General features: G+C 64.2%; 19 protein-coding genes. 11 read left to right on the forward strand and 8 right to left on the reverse strand.

Annotation, left to right across the window (positions count from 1 at the left end; genetic code table 11):
* The first annotated feature begins 110 nt into the window (after positions 1-110).
* From ACTJK6_RS16620 to araH, 7 genes are read left to right on the forward strand one after another with little or no spacing between them, the layout of a single operon-like run.
* Positions 111-1,847, forward strand: a complete 1,737-nt coding sequence (locus ACTJK6_RS16620; RefSeq protein ID WP_440839579.1) for an IlvD/Edd family dehydratase — start codon at positions 111-113, stop codon at positions 1,845-1,847.
* A gap of 15 nt (positions 1,848-1,862) precedes the next feature.
* Positions 1,863-3,188 (forward strand): MFS transporter, encoded by a 1,326-nt coding sequence (locus ACTJK6_RS16625; protein ID WP_440839580.1) that lies wholly within the window; start codon positions 1,863-1,865, stop codon positions 3,186-3,188.
* A gap of 25 nt (positions 3,189-3,213) precedes the next feature.
* The gene (locus ACTJK6_RS16630) at positions 3,214-4,143 is read left to right on the forward strand and encodes a dihydrodipicolinate synthase family protein (protein WP_440839581.1); all 930 of its coding nucleotides are present in this window, start codon (positions 3,214-3,216) and stop codon (positions 4,141-4,143) included.
* A gap of 2 nt (positions 4,144-4,145) precedes the next feature.
* Positions 4,146-5,084, forward strand: a complete 939-nt coding sequence (locus tag ACTJK6_RS16635) for a Gfo/Idh/MocA family protein (RefSeq protein ID WP_440839582.1) — start codon at positions 4,146-4,148, stop codon at positions 5,082-5,084.
* Between the two features lie 53 nt (positions 5,085-5,137).
* On the forward strand, positions 5,138-6,142 hold the full coding sequence (locus ACTJK6_RS16640; RefSeq protein WP_232041016.1) for an arabinose ABC transporter substrate-binding protein: 1,005 nt from the start codon (positions 5,138-5,140) through the stop codon (positions 6,140-6,142).
* Positions 6,143-6,199: 57 nt separating this feature from the next.
* The gene (gene araG, locus ACTJK6_RS16645; RefSeq protein ID WP_440839583.1) at positions 6,200-7,729 is read left to right on the forward strand and encodes an L-arabinose ABC transporter ATP-binding protein AraG; all 1,530 of its coding nucleotides are present in this window, start codon (positions 6,200-6,202) and stop codon (positions 7,727-7,729) included.
* Positions 7,730-7,762: 33 nt separating this feature from the next.
* Complete coding sequence (gene araH / locus ACTJK6_RS16650; RefSeq protein ID WP_440839584.1) at positions 7,763-8,773, forward strand: L-arabinose ABC transporter permease AraH; 1,011 nt, start codon at positions 7,763-7,765, stop codon at positions 8,771-8,773.
* Positions 8,774-8,864: 91 nt separating this feature from the next.
* Here araH and ACTJK6_RS16655 read toward each other — a convergent pair whose 3' ends face one another.
* From ACTJK6_RS16655 to ACTJK6_RS16665, 3 genes are all read right to left on the reverse strand, one after another.
* Positions 8,865-9,488: a barstar family protein gene (locus tag ACTJK6_RS16655; RefSeq protein ID WP_316871804.1), complete on the reverse strand. Its 624-nt coding sequence runs from the start codon at positions 9,486-9,488 to the stop codon at positions 8,865-8,867.
* Positions 9,485-9,916 (reverse strand): ribonuclease, encoded by a 432-nt coding sequence (locus tag ACTJK6_RS16660; RefSeq protein WP_232041020.1) that lies wholly within the window; start codon positions 9,914-9,916, stop codon positions 9,485-9,487. Before ACTJK6_RS16660 ends, ACTJK6_RS16655 begins: the two co-directional genes overlap by 4 nt.
* Before the next feature lie 473 nt (positions 9,917-10,389).
* Positions 10,390-12,735 carry an NADP-dependent malic enzyme gene (locus ACTJK6_RS16665; RefSeq protein WP_440839585.1) on the reverse strand — a complete coding sequence of 782 codons (2,346 nt, stop codon included), beginning with the start codon at positions 12,733-12,735 and terminating at the stop codon, positions 10,390-10,392.
* 161 nt (positions 12,736-12,896) lie between these two features.
* Between ACTJK6_RS16665 and thiL the strand changes: the two genes are divergently transcribed.
* The 3 genes from thiL to ACTJK6_RS16680 are packed head-to-tail and all read left to right on the forward strand — an operon-like array spanning position 12,897 to position 15,090.
* Positions 12,897-13,982 (forward strand): thiamine-phosphate kinase, encoded by a 1,086-nt coding sequence (gene thiL / locus ACTJK6_RS16670; RefSeq protein WP_440839586.1) that lies wholly within the window; start codon positions 12,897-12,899, stop codon positions 13,980-13,982.
* Positions 13,979-14,557, forward strand: a complete 579-nt coding sequence (locus ACTJK6_RS16675) for a phosphatidylglycerophosphatase A family protein (protein WP_232041023.1) — start codon at positions 13,979-13,981, stop codon at positions 14,555-14,557. The genes thiL and ACTJK6_RS16675 overlap by 4 nt, the downstream gene beginning before the upstream one ends.
* A 32-nt stretch (positions 14,558-14,589) precedes the next feature.
* Positions 14,590-15,090, forward strand: coding sequence for a CinA family protein (locus tag ACTJK6_RS16680; protein WP_232041024.1), 501 nt, complete (start codon positions 14,590-14,592; stop codon positions 15,088-15,090).
* 1 nt (position 15,091) lies between these two features.
* Here the strand turns inward: ACTJK6_RS16680 and ACTJK6_RS16685 are convergent, their stop codons facing one another.
* Positions 15,092-15,310 (reverse strand): metal transporter, encoded by a 219-nt coding sequence (locus tag ACTJK6_RS16685; RefSeq protein ID WP_082076083.1) that lies wholly within the window; start codon positions 15,308-15,310, stop codon positions 15,092-15,094.
* Positions 15,311-15,350: 40 nt separating this feature from the next.
* Positions 15,351-16,166: an orotidine-5'-phosphate decarboxylase gene (gene pyrF, locus ACTJK6_RS16690; RefSeq protein ID WP_232041025.1), complete on the reverse strand. Its 816-nt coding sequence runs from the start codon at positions 16,164-16,166 to the stop codon at positions 15,351-15,353.
* Positions 16,167-16,375: 209 nt separating this feature from the next.
* On the opposite strand from pyrF, the gene corA reads away from it, so the two are divergent.
* Positions 16,376-17,338, forward strand: coding sequence for a magnesium/cobalt transporter CorA (corA, locus tag ACTJK6_RS16695; RefSeq protein WP_024972131.1), 963 nt, complete (start codon positions 16,376-16,378; stop codon positions 17,336-17,338).
* A 12-nt stretch (positions 17,339-17,350) separates the two neighbouring features.
* On the opposite strand, the gene mtgA is transcribed toward corA, so the two are convergent.
* The 3 genes from mtgA to ACTJK6_RS16710 are packed head-to-tail and all read right to left on the reverse strand — an operon-like array spanning position 17,351 to position 19,919.
* Complete coding sequence (mtgA, locus tag ACTJK6_RS16700) at positions 17,351-18,055, reverse strand: monofunctional biosynthetic peptidoglycan transglycosylase (RefSeq protein WP_260802183.1); 705 nt, start codon at positions 18,053-18,055, stop codon at positions 17,351-17,353.
* 20 nt (positions 18,056-18,075) lie between these two features.
* Positions 18,076-18,993, reverse strand: coding sequence for a shikimate dehydrogenase (gene aroE / locus ACTJK6_RS16705; protein ID WP_232041027.1), 918 nt, complete (start codon positions 18,991-18,993; stop codon positions 18,076-18,078).
* Between the two features lie 11 nt (positions 18,994-19,004).
* The gene (locus ACTJK6_RS16710; protein WP_232041028.1) at positions 19,005-19,919 is read right to left on the reverse strand and encodes an energy transducer TonB family protein; all 915 of its coding nucleotides are present in this window, start codon (positions 19,917-19,919) and stop codon (positions 19,005-19,007) included.
* Positions 19,920-19,966 lie beyond the last annotated feature (47 nt).

A 19,966-nucleotide genomic window follows, 5' to 3' on the forward strand; every position in this document is an offset into this window, starting at 1 on the left:
AAAACCACAACCACACCGGAGACAACGGACGTGCCGCGCGGGCTGCAAGTAGTGCCGCGCTGCCGGTCGACGCACGCGCCTCGACAACCACGTCCGTGACACACGCACCCATGTCGGAATCGAAACCCAAGCTGCGCTCGGCCCAATGGTTCGGCACCGCCGATAAAAACGGCTTCATGTATCGAAGCTGGATGAAGAACCAGGGCATTCCCGATCACGAATTCGACGGCCGCCCGATCATCGGCATCTGCAATACCTGGTCGGAACTGACGCCGTGCAACGCGCATTTCCGCAAGCTGGCCGAACACGTCAAGCGCGGCATTTACGAGGCGGGCGGGTTCCCGGTGGAGTTTCCGGTGTTCTCCAACGGCGAATCGAACCTGCGCCCGACCGCCATGCTCACGCGCAACCTCGCGGCCATGGATGTCGAAGAGGCGATTCGCGGCAACCCGATCGACGCGGTGGTGTTGCTCACCGGCTGCGACAAGACCACGCCCGCCCTGCTGATGGGCGCGGCAAGCTGCGACGTGCCTGCCATCGTCGTGACCGGCGGGCCGATGCTCAACGGCAAGCTCGACGGCAAGAACATCGGCTCGGGCACGGCCGTCTGGCAGCTGCACGAATCGCTCAAGGCAGGTGAGATCGACCTGCATCACTTCCTGTCGGCGGAAGCGGGGATGTCGCGCTCGGCCGGCACGTGCAACACGATGGGCACGGCGTCCACCATGGCATGCATGGCCGAAGCGCTCGGCACATCGCTGCCGCACAACGCGGCCATCCCGGCGGTGGACGCGCGGCGCTACGTGCTGGCGCATATGTCCGGCATCCGCGTCGTCGAGATGGCGCTGCAGGGGCTGACGCTGTCAAAGATCCTCACGCGCGCCGCATTCGAAAACGCCATCCGCGTCAACGCAGCCATTGGCGGTTCGACCAACGCCGTGATCCACCTGAAGGCGATTGCCGGGCGCATTGGCGTGCCGCTTGAGCTGGAAGACTGGTCGCGTATCGGCCGCGACACCCCGACCATCGTCGACCTGATGCCCTCGGGGCGCTTCCTGATGGAGGAGTTCTATTACGCCGGAGGTCTGCCTGCGGTACTGCGCCGCCTTGGCGAGGCCAAGCTCCTGCCCCATCCCGATGCGCTGACCGTCAACGGCAAGACGCTGTGGGAAAACGTCAAGAACGCGCCCATCACCGACGACGAAGTCATCCGACCGCTCGCCAATCCGCTGATCGACGATGGCGGCATTCGCGTGCTGCGCGGCAATCTCGCGCCCCGTGGCGCGGTGCTCAAGCCGTCGGCGGCCAGTCCGGAGCTGCTGCGGCATCGCGGCCGTGCGGTCGTGTTCGAGAACCTGGAGCACTACAAGGAACGCATCGTCGATGAGTCCCTGGAGGTCGATGCCACCTCCGTGCTGGTGATGAAGAACTGCGGGCCGAAGGGCTATCCGGGCATGGCCGAGGTCGGCAACATGGGCCTGCCGCCCAAGCTGCTGCGCCAAGGTGTGAAGGACATGGTCCGCATTTCCGACGCGCGCATGAGCGGCACCGCCTACGGAACGGTCGTGCTGCACGTTGCCCCCGAAGCGGCGGCGGGCGGGCCGCTGGCCGCGGTGCAGGACGGCGACTGGATCGAACTCGACTGCGAAGCCGGCACGCTTCATCTGGACATCGACGACGCCGAACTGGCGCGCCGCATGGCGGCCTATCAGGCGCCGCGCTCTCATGGCGAAAACGGTGGCTACCAGCGCCTGTACGTCAACCACGTGCTGCAAGCCGACGAGGGCTGCGACCTCGATTTCCTGGTCGGCTGCAGGGGCGCCGCCGTGCCGCGGCACTCGCACTGAGCCAAGGAAAGACCGATGGACATCTCTCAAACCGCAGGCGCCGCTCCGGCTTCGGCCGATGCATCGGAAGAGCAGCGCATCGTCGGCATGCTCACGCGCAAGCTGATGCCGTTCCTGGCGCTGATCTACGTGGTGGCGTATATCGATCGCTCTGTAGTCGGCTTCGCCAAACTGCACATGAATGCGGCGGTAGGCATCGGTGACGCTGCCTACGGGTTGGGAGCTGGCCTGTTCTTCATTGGCTATTTCCTGTGCGAGGTGCCGAGCAACCTGGCACTCGAACGCTTTGGCGCACGCCGCTGGTTCGCGCGCATTCTGTTCACGTGGGGCGTCATCACCATGGCCATGGCGCTGGTCAGCGGCCCAGTCAGCTTCTATGTGCTGCGCTTCCTGCTCGGTGCGGCCGAAGCCGGCCTGTACCCCGGCATTCTGTATTTCCTGACCAAGTGGTTTCCAATGCGCCATCGGGCGCGCATCGTCGGCTTGCTGGTGCTGGCCCAGCCCGTCGCACTCATCATCACGGGGCCGCTGGCGGGGTGGTTGCTGTCGGTGCCGGGGCCCTTCGGCATGTCGAGCTGGCAAACGCTGTTTGTGGTCAGCGGCTTGCCGGCCACGCTGCTGTGCGTGCCGACGCTGCGTATCCTGCCGGAATCCCCTGCGCACGCACGCTGGCTGCCCGCTGCGGACCGCGCGTGGATCGAGCGCGAGCTGGCCGCAGATCAGGCCGCTTATGCGCTGAAGTCGCACGGCAGCCCGCTCAAGGCACTCAAGGATGTGCGGGTGCTTTTACTGGCGCTGCTGTTTCTGCCGTTTCCGCTGAGCATCTACGGCCTGTCGCTGTGGCTGCCGACGATCATCAAGCAGTTTGGCGTGAGCGATGTCGCCACCGGTCTGCTGTCCGCCGTGCCCTATCTGTTTGCCGTGGTGGGCTTGTACCTGGTGCCGCGCCATTCGGACCGCACGGGCGAGCGCTACTGGCACATCGCCATTCTCTCGGCGCTGGCCGCGCTCGGCATGGCGGCCAGCGCGTGGGTTCAAGCGCCTGCGCTGCAACTGGGCAGCCTCTGCCTGTTCGCGTTTTCGGCCTATGCAATTCAGGCCGTGTTGTGGACGCTGCCGGGACAGTTCCTGACCGGCACGAGCGCTGCAGTCGGTATCGCAACCATTAACTCGCTGTCCAACCTGGGCGGTTACCTCGGCCCCTATGGCATGGGCATCCTCAAGAACGCCACAGGCAGCCTTTCTGCAGGTCTGTACTTCCTGGCCGCCGCGCTGGCATTTGCGGTGGTGATGACGTTCATCGTCCGCGCTGTGCTGGGCGCACGCCAGCACCTTTCCTGACACCCATTCTCGACTTCACGATTTCATGACCCGCAACAGCAAGCCGCGCTACCAAGGCATCTTTCCGGTGGTGCCCACGACGTTCACTGAAACGGGCGAACTTGACCTCGCCAGCCAGAAGCGCGCCATCGATTTCATGATCGACGCCGGCTCCGATGGCCTGTGCATCCTGGCGAATTTCTCCGAGCAGTTTTCGCTGTCGGACGACGAGCGCGAAGTGCTCACCCGCACCGCGCTGGAACACGTAGCCGGCCGCGTGCCCGTGATTGTCACCACCTCGCACTACAGCACGCAGGTCTGCGCGCAACGCAGCCGCCGCGCTCAGGACATGGGCGCCGCCATGCTGATGGTGATGCCGCCCTATCACGGCGCCACCTTCCGCGTGCCCGAAGTGCAAATCTACGAGTTCTTTGCGCGCGTGTCGGATGCCGTTGGCATTCCGATCATGATTCAGGATGCGCCGGCCAGCGGCACGGTGCTGTCTGCGGCGTTTCTCGCGCGCGTGGCCCGCGAGATCGAGCAGGTGGCCTACTTCAAGATCGAAACGCCCGGTGCGGCGGCCAAGCTGCGCGAGCTGATCCGCCTCGGCGGCGACGCCATCGAGGGCCCCTGGGACGGCGAAGAAGCCATCACGCTGCTGGCCGATCTGGATGCCGGCGCCACGGGCAGCATGACCGGCGGCGCGTATCCCGACGGCATCCGACCGATCATCGAGGCGCACGCCAAAGGACAACACGATCTCGCCTTCGAGCTGTATCAGCGCTGGCTGCCGCTCATCAATCACGAAAACCGACAGGCCGGCATCCTGGCCGCCAAGGCACTGATGAAGGAAGGCGGAGTGATCGCCTGCGAGGCATCGCGCCATCCGTTGCCGCCGATGCACCCAGACACGCGCCGGGGCCTGATCGACATTGCCCGGCGGCTCGATCCGCTGGTCTTGCGTTGGGGGCGATAGCCATGCACGGTGAACGTACCCCCGTTGCGATCGGCATTGTTGGCGTCGGCAAGATTGCACGCGATCAGCATCTGCCGGCACTCGCCGCGCAGCCCGGCTTCTCGCTCGCGGCCTGCGCGAGCCCGCATTCGCGCATTGATGGCCTGCCGCATTACACGACGCTCGACGCCATGTTGGCTGACGAACCCACGCTGCGTGCGGTGTCGCTGTGTACGCCACCACAAGTGCGGTTTGTTCAGGCCCGCGCGGCACTCGCTGCAGGCAAGCACGTGATGCTGGAGAAGCCTCCGGGCGCCAGCGTGTCGGAAGTGGCGATCCTCGCCGATCTGGCGCAGCAGAACCGCTGCACCTTGTTCGCCTCCTGGCATTCGCGCCACGCACCCGGTGTCGAGGCCGCTCGGGAGTGGCTGGCAAGCCGCGCCATCGTCTCCGTCAACGTGCAATGGAAAGAAGACGTGCGCCGCTGGCACCCGAACCAGGCATGGATCTGGGAACCCGGCGGGCTGGGCGTGTTTGACCCGGGTATCAACGCGCTGTCGATCCTGACCCGCGTGCTGCCGCATGCGTTCTTCCTGAAGGCGGCCGACCTGTGGGTGCCCGCCAATCAGCAGACGCCGATTGCCGCCCACCTCGCATTCACCGATGAACGCGGCACGGCAATCCAGGCGGAATTCGACTGGCGCCATGACGCAGGCGAGCTATGGCAGATCGACGTGACCACGCGCGACGGCACCTTGCGGCTGGCACAGGGCGGCAAGCAATTGACCATCGACGGCGTTGAGATCGACGTCGGCCCGGAACGCGAATACCCGAGCCTGTACACACGCTTTCTCGAACTGATCGGCAGCGGCGAAAGCGATGTCGATGTCCGCCCGCTTCAGCACGTAGCCGACGCCATGCTGCTCGGTCGGCGCCATTTGATCGATCCGTTCGTGCCGTAAGGCACGCCCCATTCACGTAGTGCCATAAGAGCCATTCCAACGAGGAGACAACCATGCAACGCAAACTTCGCCGGCTGACCCTATCCGCCCTGGCGGCTACCCTGTGCCTGGGGCCGCTGGCCGCCAGCCTGCCCGCCCACGCCGACGAGCCGCTCAAGATCGGCTTCCTGGTCAAGATGCCGGAACAGGCCTGGTTCATCAACGAGCAGAAGGCCGCCACCGAGCTGGGCAAGAAGGAGGGCTTCTCGGTGGTGAACATCGGCACGCCCGATGGCGAAAAGGTGCTGTCCGCCATCGACAACCTGGGCGCGCAAGGTGCCAAGGGCTTCGTCATCTGCGCACCGGACGTGCGCCTGGGACCGGCTATCTCGGCACGCGCCAAGCACTACAACATGAAGTTCGTCACGGTTGACGATCAGCTCGTCGACTCGTCCGGCAAGCCGCTGGCCAACGTACCGCATCTGGGCATGTCGGCATTCAAGATCGGCAATCAGGTCGGCCAGGCCATCTCCGACGAGATGAAGCGCCGCGGCTGGAAGCCCGAGGAAGTGGGCGCGCTGCGCATCACCAACTATGAACTGCCGACTGCCAAGCTGCGCACCGACGGTGCCACGCAGACGCTGCTGGCCGGCGGCTTCAAGAAAGAGAACATCTTCGACGCGCCGCAAAAGACCACCGACGACGCCGGTGGCTTCAATGCCGCGTCGCCGGTGCTGGCACAGCATGCGGGCATCAAGAAGTGGGTGATCTTCGCGCTCAATGAAGAGAGCGTGCTGGGCGGCGTGCGCGCCACCGAGCAGCTGCACATTCCGGCCGCCGATGTGATCGGCGTCGGCATCAACGGTGCCGGCGAGGCGTTCGCCGAATTCCAGAAGAAGGAGCCGACGGGTTTCTTCGGCACGATTGCCGTCAGCTCGACCAATCACGGCAAGGACAGCGCTGCAAACCTCGTCGATTGGATCAAGACCGGCAAGCAACCGCCGGCCGATACGCAGACCACCGGCAAGCTGATGGTGCGCAGCAACTGGCAGGAAGTCCGCAAGGAACTGGGCATTTGATGCAACGCGCGGCGCGGGCCTGCCCCGCGCCCCGCACGCATCTGCAAAGAGCAACCGATGACAGTCCAATCACTTGATGAGAGCGGCCCGCTCGACGCTTCCGCTGGCGCGTACTTGAAGCTTGACGGCATCACCGTACGCTTTCCTGGCGTGCTGGCGCTCGACCACGTTTCGCTCGACATCCGCCGCGGCGAGGTGCACGGCCTGATGGGCGAGAACGGCGCGGGCAAATCGACGCTGCTCAAGGTGCTGTCGGGCGTCAACCAGCCGGAGGACGGCACGCTGTCGCTCGACGGCGTGCCGCAGCAGTTCACGAACACGCGCGCGGCCATTGCGGCGGGCATCGCCATCATCTATCAGGAACTGCACCTCGTGCCCGAACTGACGGTGGCGGAAAACCTGATGCTCGGTGCGCTGCCCAACCGCTTTGGCGTGCTCGACGAGAAGACGCTGACCGCCCGTGCGCTGCGCGAACTCGAGCGGCTGGGCGAGAAGCTCGATCCGGCCCAACCCGTCAAGCATCTGTCGATCGGTCAGCGCCAGATGATCGAGATCGGCAAGGCGCTGATGCGCGACGCCCGCGTGATCGCGTTCGACGAACCCACGAGTTCGCTCTCCTCGCGCGAGACGACGCAGTTGTTCCGCATCATTCGCGCGCTCAGGGCCGAGGGCCGCGCGGTCATCTACGTCACCCATCGCATGGAAGAGGTCTACGAACTGTGCGATCGCGTGACCGTGTTCCGTGACGGCAGGCACATCGACACGTTCAACGCCGGCGCGAACCTCGACCGCGAACGGCTGATCCGCTGCATGGTCGGCCGCTCGATCCAGGACGTGTACGCCTACAAGCCGCGCCCGCTCGGCGAGGTGAAGGTCGACGTGCGCGGCCTGATGGGGCCCGGCTTGAGCGAACCCGCGTCGTTCCGCGCCCATGCAGGCGAAATCGTCGGCTTCTTCGGGCTGGTGGGCGCTGGGCGCTCGGAGCTGATGAAGCTGCTCTACGGCGCGGTCAAACCCACTGCAGGCGAGGTTCACCTCAAAGGCAAGCGCGTTCAGTTCAACACGCCGCGCGATGCGGTGCGCGCAGGTGTCGCGCTCTGCCCGGAAGACCGCAAGCAGGAAGGCATCGTCGCGATCGCCTCGGTGTCCGATAACCTGAACATCAGTTGCCGCCGCCACTTCAGCCGCTTCAGCGTGCTGAACAACCGGCAGGAAGCGCGGACCACCAAGTCCTTCATCGACAAGCTCGCAATCAAGACACGCAACGGTGAAACGCCCATCGGCAAGCTGTCGGGCGGCAATCAGCAGAAGGTAATCCTCTCGCGCTGGCTTGCGGAAGACATCGACGTCTTCCTGATGGACGAGCCCACGCGCGGCATCGACGTTGGCGCCCGCAGCGAAATCTACAGCCTGCTCTACGCCCTCGCCGAAGCGGGCCGCACCGTCATCGTCGTGTCGAGCGACCTGGCGGAAGTCATCGGCGTTGCCGACCGCGTGCTCGTCATGAAGCAGGGCCGCATCGTCGGCGATCTGCCCAGAGAGCACGCCTCGCCTGACACCCTCATCAAACTCGCGCTGCCACGTTAGCGCGCGATTCACGCCCTCATGGAAACCGATCCTATGCAAACGCCATCCACCGAATCCGTGCCGGGCGGCCCGCCAATGGCCGCCCCGGGCATCCCCAGCCGCGCCGCCCTCACATGGGAGCTGGTCAACCGATCGGGCATCGTCGTGGTGTTCGTCTTGCTGTTCACCGCGCTGGCGTTCACGGTGCCCGGCTTCATCAGCAGTCGCAACATCCAGGGCCTGCTGCTCTCCGTCACCCTGATCGGCTCCATCTCGGTCACGATGATGTTCGTGCTCGCCCTCGGCGAGGTGGACTTGTCCGTTGCCTCCATCGTCGCGTTTGCGGGAGTGGTGGCGTCAACGCTCATCACCGCGACACACAGTGTGGTGCTGGGCGTCGGGGCTGGCGTGCTTGCGGGCGGCCTGGTCGGCCTCGTCAACGGCGTGCTGGTGGCGCGCTACCAGATCAACTCGCTGATCGTCACGCTGGCGATGATGGAAGTCGTGCGCGGCCTCGCCTTCATCACCTCCAACGGCGACGCGGTGATGATCTCCGAAGAGAGCTTCTTCGACCTGGGCGGCGGGTCATTCCTCGGCATCTCGTACCCGATCTGGAGCAATATCGTCGGCTTCGCGCTGTTCGGTTTCCTGCTCAAGAAGACGGTGTTCGGCAAGAACGTGCTCGCCGTCGGCGGCAATGAGGAAGCCGCACTGCTTGCCGGCCTGCCGGTGACGCGCATCAAGATCGCCGTGTTCGTCCTGCAAGGCCTTGTGACCGGCTTTGCCGGCGTGATGCTGGCCTCCCGCATGAGCCTGGGCGATCCGAAAACGTCGGTCGGGCTTGAGCTGGGCGTAATCTCGGCCTGCGTGCTGGGCGGAGTTTCGCTCACGGGCGGCGTGGCAACCGTGTCCGGTGTGCTGGTCGGCGTTCTGATCATGGGGTCGGTGCAGAACGCGATGAGCCTGATGAACGTGCCGACGTTCTATCAGTACCTGATCCGCGGCGGCATTCTGCTGCTGGCGGTGTGGTTTGACCGCATCCGCCGCAACAAGCGGGCAGGCTGACCAGCCGGCCAGCACATTCTCAAGGCAACAAAAAAGCCCGCATGTGCGGGCTTTTTCATTTCAACGCCGATCAATCAGCGGTCGGGCAAGTTCACGCAAACGAATAGAACACGCGGAACTGGACCTTGCGCTCGCCCCAGAATTCGGCCGCGTCGCGGAACACGTCCAGCAGCACTTCGCGCGCTTCCTTGTCGAACTTGGGTTGGCACGGCAGCCCCTCCAGCACGATGACAAAACCCGGCTGCGGGCCGGCCTTGTAGATCATGTCGGTCAGGCAGTCAGCCAGGGCGTCGAAGTTCTTGCCGAAATGCTTCGGGAACAGGAACTCGCGTGCAATCACGTCGAGCACTTCGCTCTTGGTGGTCGCGGCCGCGCAGTTGGCGTACAGGAAATGCTGGCCCAGACTGGCCGCCGACTCGGCCAGATCCGCCACGCGAAACGCGCGGATCGACTGCACGATATTCGGACGCACCGTCTTGAACAGGTTCATGGCGTCTTCGCGACCTCCATCGTCGTCCGTCTGAGTATTGTCCTGCGTCATGGTGTTCTGCGGTGCGGTTTGAGGCAACTTGGCCGCTCCCCCGACGCGTGCGCCCAGGGCTTGCATCCCGACCACACCGTCGTACAGATTTTGCGCCTTGTGCCACGCCTCGCGGGCCACGCGCTCATCGCGTGCGGTGAGCGAGTCGTCCAGCCCAAACATGTTGGTCGTCATCGCTGTATCCGTTGAAAACTGTTGTAGTGATCTTCCGTGTAGTAGCAGTCGTTCGCCGCTTGCTGATCGCCGCCACAGATGATGCGTCGGGCGCCGCGGTTACGAGCCCCCCGCGTCTTCACGGTGTACTCGTGGTAATAGCCACGCCGTTGCGCAGGCAAACGTCGCTCATAGTTGCCGAACGTGGTGCCATCCTTTGCATAGGGAAACGGGCCGCCCTGCTCAATCAGTGCCAGCGTGCGCTGCGCCTCGTTGGGCAGGTCTGCCGGGCGAATGGTTCCCACGGCGGCAGCCATACCGGTGGTGTCCCGGGCAACCGCATTGGCCGGCAAGCCGGTTACCGACAACGCAAGCGTTACCGCCAGCGCGCCACGCGCCATCGCCTGAGATACGGAGCGGCCGATCCACGCTCCAAGTCGCTTTGTCATCAGCAGGCCCTAACGGGAGAATCGCGCCGACCGGAGCCCGGCGCAGGTCACAAGCGCAGGTGGCCGCCCAATAACGATCTGGACAGCCGGTTTGCAGCTGAAAGCGAAGCGGCTCAATGCGTGAGAGGCCTGGCAGGGAATGACAAGTCGGGCGACTGCCGAAGACTTGGGGAATCCTTCCGCCTGCAAAAACCACTCATTGCGCGCACCGAATAAGGCTTGCCGGTCAGACGTGTGTACGGAAAACCGCATTTTTTGGAACCCGTCCGGCCCGGTTCGGACCTCATGTGCTCAGAAGCACCCCTTCAGCCCGTAAGGGTACGCTCATCGATGACAACAATCAACCGACGGTGGAAGTCTGAAGGGTTTTTTGATATGGCTATTTAGTTTGCAGAAAAGTAAGCGCACGCAAACTTAATGATCAAAAAAAGGGAGCGCAGCATCGTGCGCTCCCTTTTCTGGTGCAGTGGCGATTAGCGTTGCGCTTGTGCCGCAGCATCCACGACGGTCAGGGCCGTCATGTTGAGGATGCGTCGCACAGTAGCCGACGGCGTAAGGATATGCACCGGCTTCTTCGCGCCCAACAGGATCGGCCCGATGGCGATGTTGTTGCCAGCAGCCGTCTTCAGCAGGTTGTAGGCGATGTTGGCGGCGTCGATGTTCGGCATGACCAACAGGTTGGCTTCACCCTTGAGGGTCGAATCCGGCACCAGCGAGTCGCGCAGCTTCTGGTCGAGCGCGGCATCACCATGCATCTCACCGTCCACTTCCAGGTCCGGCGCACGTTCGCGCAGGATTGCCAGCGCTTCGCGCATCTTGACAGCCGAAGGCGCTTCAGACGAACCGAAGTTCGAGTGCGACATCAGCGCGACTTTGGGCTTGATACCGAAGCGGCACAGCTCCTCGGCAGCCATGATGGTGATCTCTGCCAGTTCGTCCGCCGTCGGGTCGACGTTGACATGCGTATCGGTCAGGAACACCTGGCGACCCGGCAGAACCAGGCCGTTCATGGCCGCATACACGCAATTGGTGCCACCCAGGATCTGGTCGATGTAGCGCAGGTGGGCGGCCGTGTTGCTGATCGTGCCGCAGATCATGCCGTCCGCTTCGCCCTTGTGGACCATGACGGCGCCGATCAACGTATTGCGGCGACGCATCTCCAGCTTGGCGTATTGCGGCGTCACGCCCTTGCGTGCCATCAGCTTGTAATACGTCTCCCAGTAATCGCGGAAGCGCTCGTCATGCTCGGGGTTGACCACGGCGAAGTCCACGCCTTCGCGCAGGCGCAGGCCAAAACGCTCGATGCGGTGGGCGATCACGCTCGGGCGGCCGATCAGGATCGGGCTGGCGAGCTTTTCGTCCACGACGATCTGCACGGCACGCAGCACGCGCTCTTCTTCGCCTTCGGCAAAGACGATGCGCTTGTTCTCCATCGGCACCTTGCGAGCGGCCGAGAAGATCGGCTTCATCAGCGTGCCCGAGTGATAGACGAACTGCTGCAGATGCTGACGGTAGGCGTCCATGTCTTCGATCGGACGCTGCGCCACGCCCGACAGCATGGCCGCCTGCGCCACAGCCGGCGCGATCTTGACGATCAGGCGCGGGTCGAAGGGCTTCGGGATCAGGTATTCGGGGCCGAACGACAGATCCTGGATGCCGTAAGCGGAAGCAACGATGTCGCTTTGTTCCTGGCGGGCCAGTTCAGCCACGGCGTGCACGGCGGCCACTTCCATCTCACGCGTGATGGTGGTCGCACCCACATCCAGCGCGCCGCGGAAGATGAACGGGAAGCACAGGACGTTGTTCACCTGGTTCGGGTAATCCGTGCGGCCGGTGCCCATGATGACGTCGGGGCGCACTTCCTTGGCCAGCTCCGGCAGGATTTCCGGGTTCGGGTTGGCCAGCGCGAAGATGATCGGCTTGTCGGCCATGCGCTTGACCATGTCCTGCTTGAGCACGCCAGCGGCGGACAGGCCCAGGAAAATGTCGGCGCCGTCGATGACTTCAGCCAGCGTACGCAGGTCAGTCTTCTGTGCGAAGTGCGCCTTGTCCGGGTCCATCAGTTCGGTGCGGCCTTCGTAGACCACGCCCGCCAGGTCCGTCACCCAGATGTTTTCGCGCGGCAGGCCCAGGTCAACCAGCAGGTCAAGGCAGGCCAGCGCCGCAGCGCCCGCGCCCGAAGCCACCAGCTTCACCTTCTTGATGTCCTTGCCGACGACCTTCAGCGCGTTGGTAATGCCAGCGCCCACCACGATGGCGGTGCCGTGCTGGTCATCGTGGAAGACGGGGATCTTCATGCGCTTGCGCAGTTCGCGCTCGACGAAGAAGCACTCCGGCGCCTTGATGTCTTCCAGGTTGATCCCGCCGAAGGTGGGCTCCAGCGAGGCGATGATATCGACCAGCTTCTGGGGGTCTTTTTCGTTGATCTCGATGTCAAACACATCGATGCCAGCAAATTTCTTGAACAGGCCCGCCTTGCCTTCCATGACCGGCTTCGAGGCTTCCGGGCCGATGTCGCCCAGACCGAGCACCGCGGTGCCGTTGGTCACCACACCGACAAGGTTGCCGCGGGCGGTGTAGCGGAACGAGTTGGCGACGTCTTCGACGATCTCTTCGCAGGCGGCGGCAACGCCGGGCGAATACGCCAGGGCGAGGTCGCGCTGGTTCGACAGCGGCTTGGTCGGCGTGACGGAAATCTTGCCCGGGGTCGGAAACTCGTGGTACTCCAGCGCGGCCTTGCGCAAGGCGGCGCGCTGCTGCGCCTTGAGTTCTTCATCCGTGCGGGCGGGCTGCTGAGGCTGGGAATCCACCGTGGTCATGGGTCTCTCGTATCGGGTGGCCAGCGCGCGCGCCGGCCGTCGCATCTAGCGGGCCACCGGGATACCCTCACGAGCGCCACGGGAATACGGTCCGCCTCCTTGGGCCCGTCATTTTATATAGTGAAAAGCGATCTCACAACGGGATTTTGGGTGGGGGTGACATGCGTATTCGCTACAATATTCCACCGTCCTGTCACGGCACCATCGGGCTTGCCCCATATTCTTCCATTGCCGCTGCCGTGTCCAAGCCCGCGAATTCACGCAACTCCGCCCATTCCCCGGCAAATTTGTCCGAATTTGAGCTAATTCGGCGCTACTTCACTCGGCCCACGCCCAAGGCAACCTTAGGCGTAGGTGACGACTGCGCCCTGCTTGCGCCCCGCCCCGGGCACGAATTGGCGATTTCCACCGACATGCTGGTCGCTGGCCGTCATTTTTTCCCGAATGCGGAGCCGCGCGCACTTGGGCATAAAGCGCTCGCTGTCAACCTCTCGGATCTGGCCGCGATGGGTGCGGAGCCGCGCGCTTTTACGCTGGCCGTAGCGCTGCCTGAAGCCAATCCAGCTTGGCTTAAACCGTTTTCCGAGGGGCTGCTCGCCCTGGCAGATGCCTTTCACTGTGAACTCATTGGCGGGGACACCACGCGCGGGCCGCTCACACTGAGCTTGACGGTCTTCGGGGATGTCCCGGCCGCTGCGGCACTACGCCGCGACGCTGCCCGCCCCGGCGATGACCTTTGGGTCTCGGGCACCGTGGGCGACGCGCGACTCGCACTGGGCGCCCTGCGCAACGAATGGGCGCTTACACCCGAGGCGCTCGCGCAAGTGCAGCCACGCATGGACCTGCCCACGCCGCGCGTCGCACTCGGCTTGGCATTGCGCGGTGTCGCCCGTGCAGCGCTCGACATATCGGACGGCTTGTTGGGCGATCTGGGCCACATCCTTACGCAATCCCGTGTTGGAGCGACGATCACGGTCGACAACGTACCGCGCTCGGCGACGCTGGCGGCCCAGCCCCTGGCGCTCCAGTTGCAATGCACGCTGGCTGGCGGCGACGACTACGAACTTTGCTTCACCGCCCCTGCCGATGCGCGCGACGCCGTGGTCGCGGCGGGCCAGCGTGCGGGCGTGGCCGTCACACGCATCGGCTGCATCGATGCTGAAGCGGGATTGCGGCTCGTCGATGCCCAAGGGGCGCCGGTCCTCTTCACCCACAGCAGTTTCGACCATTTCTCTTCCGCCTCATGATGTCCTCCGCACCCTTTCCGCCCTCCAATCCGCCGGGCCGGCCTGAAACCGTCGTCCTCGAGGCAGGCCAGACCGTGCAGGTGCGGCGCCCCACGGCGCGCTTCATGTTCGGCCATCCGGCACGCATCCTGGCGCTCGGCTTTGGTTCCGGCCTGTCGCCCATCCTCCCTGGCACGGTCGGTACGCTCTACGCGTGGCTGATCTACGTGGTGTTTGCACGTTGGATTTCGGGGCCGACCTGGCTGCTGATCGCAGCGGTTGGCTTCGTGATCGGCATCTGGGCATGCGCCCGCACCGCACGCGATCTGGGCGTGGCCGATCATGGCGCCATGGTGTGGGACGAGATGGTCGCGTTCTGGCTCGTGCTGGCCTTCGTCACGCCCACCACGCTGGGGGGGCAGTTCGCCGCGTTTCTGTGGTTCCGCTTCTTCGACATGGTCAAGCCAGCGCCCATCCGCTATTACGACCGCACGCTCAAGGGCTTCGGCGTGCGCGGCGGCTATGGCGTGATGGTCGACGACATTCTCGCGGCGTTTTACACGCTGCTCGTGTTCGCGCTTTGGCGCTCGTTTTGACGGCTGACGTCAGAAGCTTCGAAGGTATTGCAATGGCTGAATCCCGCGCCCTGGCCCAACTGGCCGAACTGGTAGCTGACACGCTGAACAAGCGCAGCCTGATGATGGCGTCCGCTGAATCTTGCACGGGCGGGCTGGTGGCTGCCGCCATCACCGACGTATCAGGCTCGTCCGCGTGGTTCGAGCGCGGCTTCGTCGTCTATTCCAACGAAGCGAAATCGCAGATGTTGGGCGTGCCGGCGGCGCTGATCCGCGAACATGGCGCCGTGAGCGAACCGGTGGCACATGCCATGGCAGAGGGCGCCGTGCTCAACAGCCGCGCGCAGGTGGCCGTCTCGATTACCGGTGTGGCGGGCCCGACCGGCGGCACGCCCGACAAGCCAGTCGGCATGGTGTGCTTCGGGTGGAGCAATCGCTTGCAGACGCGCGTAGAAACACGCCACTTCAAGGGCGACCGCAAACAGGTCCGCCTGCAGGCGGCAGAGCATGCACTGCGCGGCCTGCTCGACTTCCTCGATTCAGCGGAATCCTGATTTAGATTTCGCTGGGATGATCCGGCCGGCGACGATCTCCGTGATCATGTTCCGGCTGGTGTTCGTGGTCGTGCTCGTGGCGACGGTCGCGATCATGATCGCGACGCGTCGTCTCGTGCTCGTGAGTGTCGTCGCGCTCTTTCTCGAGCTTGCGGTCCGGGTCCTTGCCGGTCTCTTCCCGGTGCGTACCGGCAACGGGACGGTGCGGATGCGTGGTCATGGCGTCCTCGCTCTCACCGCAACCGGACCGACAGTGCGGATCAGTTGCGGAACTGGTTGATCTGGTCCCGAGTGGCAAGCGCCACGCGGCGGGCAGCATCGGCGAAATCACTGTCGGTGCTGGCGTAGAGAATGGCTCGCGACGAGTTGATCATCATGCCGGTCCCGTCGGCCGTGCGGCCGGCGCGTACCGTGGCTTCGATGTCACCGCCCTGGGCGCCAACGCCCGGAATCAGCAGCGGCATGTCGCCGACAATTTCTCGCACCTTGGCAATTTCCTCCGGGAACGTTGCGCCCACCACCAGGCCCATCTGGCCGCTGGTATTCCACACGTCGCGCGCGCGTTCTGCCACGACCTGATAGACGGGGCGGCCGTCGGTTTCCAGGAACTGCACGTCGCTGCCGCCCGCGTTGGACGTGCGGCACAGTACGATCACGCCCTTGTCGGCATGTGCGAGATACGGCTGCATCGAGTCGAACCCCATGTAGGGGCTGACGGTGATGGCGTCGGCCTGATAGCGCTCGAAGGCTTCCTTGGCGTAGTGCTCGGCGGTGGAGCCGATATCGCCGCGCTTGGCATCAAGAATGACGGGGATGCCCGGATACGCCTCGTGGATGTAATTGATGAGCTGCTCAAGCTGGTCTTCAGCGCGCTGCGAGGCGAAGTAGGCGATCTGCGGCTTGAATGCGCAGACCAGGTCGGCGGTGGCGTCCACAATGGCGCGGCAGAACGAGAAGATCGCTCCGCCCGTGCCGGTCAGCGACGCCGGCAAGCGCGCGGGGTCAGGATCGAGCCCGACGCACAGCAGGGAATTGTTGCGTTGCCAGGCGGCAGCGAGTTGTTCTGTAAATCGCATGGTGTCGGGAATGTGAGGGCGGCCGGCTGGCCGCATGACTTGTCTGCATTTTACCCGTCGGGCGGCCCGATGGCGGCATCTTCCGGGCGTGGCGCCTGCCCCACGCGTGCGCGCCAGGCCACCGCTTGTGGCTGAACCTGTCGCCTCTTTACGCTACACTCGGCGCGATTTTTCGCCCCCCGTTCAACGCCTGCTTCAAGGAAATACCCATGATCAACCTGTTCGTCGTGCAAAAAGGCCGTCTCGCGCAGGAACAGGTCGAAGAACGCAGTGAACTGCTGCAGCACAAGCCGATCTGGATCGACGTGATCGACCCCGACGACGAAGAGCTGGCATGGATCAAGGAAGCCTACGGCGTGGTCCTACCCGAACTGGAGCAATTGGGGGACCTGGAAGCCTCTGCCCGCTACTTTGAAGGCGAAGACGGCCACATCCATATCCGCACCGATTTCCTGCTCGACGAAGAAACCACCTCGCGTAACGTGCGCGTAGCCTTCGTGCTGACCAAGGATGTGCTTTTCTCCATCCACGACGAAGATTTGCCCGCCTTCCGGCTGGTGCGCATGCGTGCGCGGCTTCGCCCGGGCTCGGTGCGCAACGCCAAAGATGTGCTGATGGATCTGTACGCCACTGACGCGGAATACTCAGCCGACTCCATCGAAGAAGTCTACGAACGCCTCGAAGATGCCAGCAAGCGCGTGCTGGCCGATGAGGTGACCGATGCCGCCGCCGCCGATGTGCTGGAGATCATCGCCCGTGTGGAAGACTTGAACGGCCGGATCCGGCGAAACGTCATGGATACGCGCCGCGCGGTGTCGTTCCTGCTGCGCAGCCAATTGCTCTCGGCCGACCAGCAGGACGAAGCGCGCCAGGTGTTGCGCGACATCGATTCCATCGAGAACCACACGGCGTTCCTGTCCGACAAGGTCAACTTCCTGATGGACGCCACGGTCGGCTTCATCAACATCAACCAGAACAAGATCATCAAACTGTTCTCGGTGGTGTCGGTAGCGCTGATGCCGCCCACCCTGATCGCCTCGATCTACGGCATGAACTTCAAGGTGATGCCGGAGCTGGACTGGGCTGAAGGCTACCCATACGCGATCGTGATGATGGTGGTGTCGGCGGCGATTCCGCTGGTGTACTTCCGCCGCAAGGGCTGGCTGAAGTAGCCCTGCGCCGGGTCAATCCGGCAACGTGGCCGAACCCATGCGGTTGGCGATGACGGTGGCCTTGCGCGTGAAGTTGACGTGTACGTTGGCGCAGTAGCTCTTCTTGTCGAAGCACTTGGGTGCCGGCAGCGCCGCCGCTAGGCGCGCCGCCTGGCCTACCGTCAGTTGCGAGGCCGGGCGCTTGAAATAATGCTGCGCCGCCGCTTCCGCGCCGAACACACCTTCGCCCCATTCCACCGAGTTCAGATAGATCTCGAGAATGCGCTCCTTGTCGAGCCAGAACTCGAGCATCCACGTGATGACGAGTTCTTCACCCTTGCGCAGATAGTGGCGCTCGCCCGAGAGGAACAGGTTCTTGGCCAGTTGCTGCGTGATGGTCGAACCGCCTGCGACCACGTGGCCGCGCCGCTTGTTCTTCTCCCACGCATCGAGCATGGCGTCGACTTCCCAGCCGCTGTGGGAGACAAAGTCCGCGTCTTCACTGGCGATGACCGCGCGCTTGAGGTTGCGCGAGATCTGCTCGTAATTGACCCAGCGGTGATCGACCTTGCAGGTGAAAACATTGGCGCCGCACAGGCGCATGCGCTCGGCGCGCATGAAGCTGGTAGACGACGGATCGAAGAACTGCCAGCTCGCAATGGCAGCGAAGAAGTACAGGTTGAGTGCGACCACGCCCGCAACGAAGCAGCCGATCACGTAGCCGAACCAACGCATCATCGCTGGGCTGCGCTCCAGGTTCAGCGAGGCGCGCGTGCCGCGACGGCGGCTTCGCCCTGCAGCCCCTCGCGCATGGCGAGCAGCACCGGAGCGGTGTCCGGACGCACGTTGCGCCAGACGAAGAACGATTCCGCCGCCTGCTCCACCAACATGCCCAAACCGTCCCAGGCGCGGGCGCCGTTGCGCCGGGCAAACTCCATGAACACCGTCGGCCGCGGGCCGTACATCATGTCGTAGGCTAGCGCGTTGGGACCGAACACGGTGGTCGGGATCGGCGGCACCTCGGCCTGCAGGCTGCTCGCCGTGGCGTTAATGATGACGTCGAAAACGTCGTCCGCAGCAAGCTCATCATAGCCGCCGCCCACAAGTTCGACCTCGTGTAGCTTGGCCGAGACCTCGAAGCGCTCGACCAGCTTGTTGGCGCGATCGGCTGTGCGGTTGGCAATGAATACCCGCGCGGGCTTGTGCTCCAGCAGCGGCAGCAGCACACCACGCGCCGCACCGCCAGCGCCCAGCAACAGCACGCGTTCGCCTTCGAACGAGTTCCCGATGTTGTGGGTGATGTCGCGCATCAGGCCGACGCCGTCGGTGTTGTCGCCAAAAATCTCATCGCCGTCGAACTTGAGCGTATTGACCGCGCCGGCCGATTCCGCCCGCAGCGACAGCGACGTCGACATGGCATACGCGTCGAGCTTGAAGGGTACGGTCACATTGAGCCCGCGGCCGCCTTCGCGCACGAAGTTCATCACGGTTTCGTCAAACGCGATCAGTTCGGCGTAGATGCGGTCGTAGCGGATGAGCTGCCCCGTCTGCTGCGCAAACGCGGCATGGATGGTGGGCGACTTGCTGTGCGCGATCGGGTTGCCGATCACGCCATAGCGATCTGTGGGCGGCGCGCTCGCAGCTGCGAGGATGGCCTCTTGAAACGACGACGGCATGGACGACGAAATCAGCGGGTCTGCAGGTGGGTTTCCAAGCCTGCGCGGGTGAACTTGAACGTGGCAACCACATCCTGGATGTCGACGCGCTTGCGCATCTCGGCCGGGAAGGCGCCAAACGGAGAAGACGAACGGACGATGGCCACGGCCTGGCGATCCAGCGCGGGGTTGCCCGAGCTTTTTGCGATCTCGATGCCTTCGATCTTGTAGCCGTCCTGGTTGTAGCCGAGCTGGCCTTCGCGGTTGATACTGATTACGACGATCAGCTCGCCGTACAGCGGGCGGCCGTTCTGGCTGGGAAAGTTGGCGGTGCCGCGCGCTTCAATCTTGCGGCGCACGGCATCGTAATAGCGGGCGTAATCGACCTGACGCGCGCTGGCGGCCGTCAGCACATTGCGGCGCGGGCGCTTGGCGTAGTTTTCGAGGTTGCGGTCGATCTCGGCCTGCAGGCGGGCGATTTCGTCTTGCGTGGTGCGGTCGTCGGTGCCGTTGGTGGGCGACGGCTGCGGACGCTCGCCGGGCTTGACCTGCCGATCGTTGACCAGCGGTGCGCGGTCAGTTGATTGCGTGAGCAGGCGCCGCTGCTCCTGCTCGAGGTATTCCAGCCGGCGCTGCGTGAGCTTGATGGCGTCGCCAGTCTGCTCATTGGTGTCGGCAGGCAGCGGCGTGGTGGCGCGCTGTTGATCGAATTCGCCACCGCCGTTCAGGTTGACCTGGGCCACGGCCGTCGCCTTGGACGGCGCCGTCGACGATTTGGCATTCACGAGCACCACATCCAGGCCCGGATCTTCGCGCTTGATATCGAACGCTTCGGGGGCCACCACGCGCACGAACAGCAGCAGGACATGCACGGCCAGCGACACCACCAGCGCCTTGGTGAGCGTGCTGCTGCCGGACCAGTCCGGACGGTTTGCAAGGGCGGCCATGGGGCGATTCCTGGTCGATGCTCGAAGAATGAAGGTCAGACTGCGAT

The organism is Ralstonia sp. 22086, from assembly GCF_052045975.1.
GTDB classification, from domain to species: Bacteria; Pseudomonadota; Gammaproteobacteria; order Burkholderiales; family Burkholderiaceae; genus Ralstonia; species Ralstonia wenshanensis.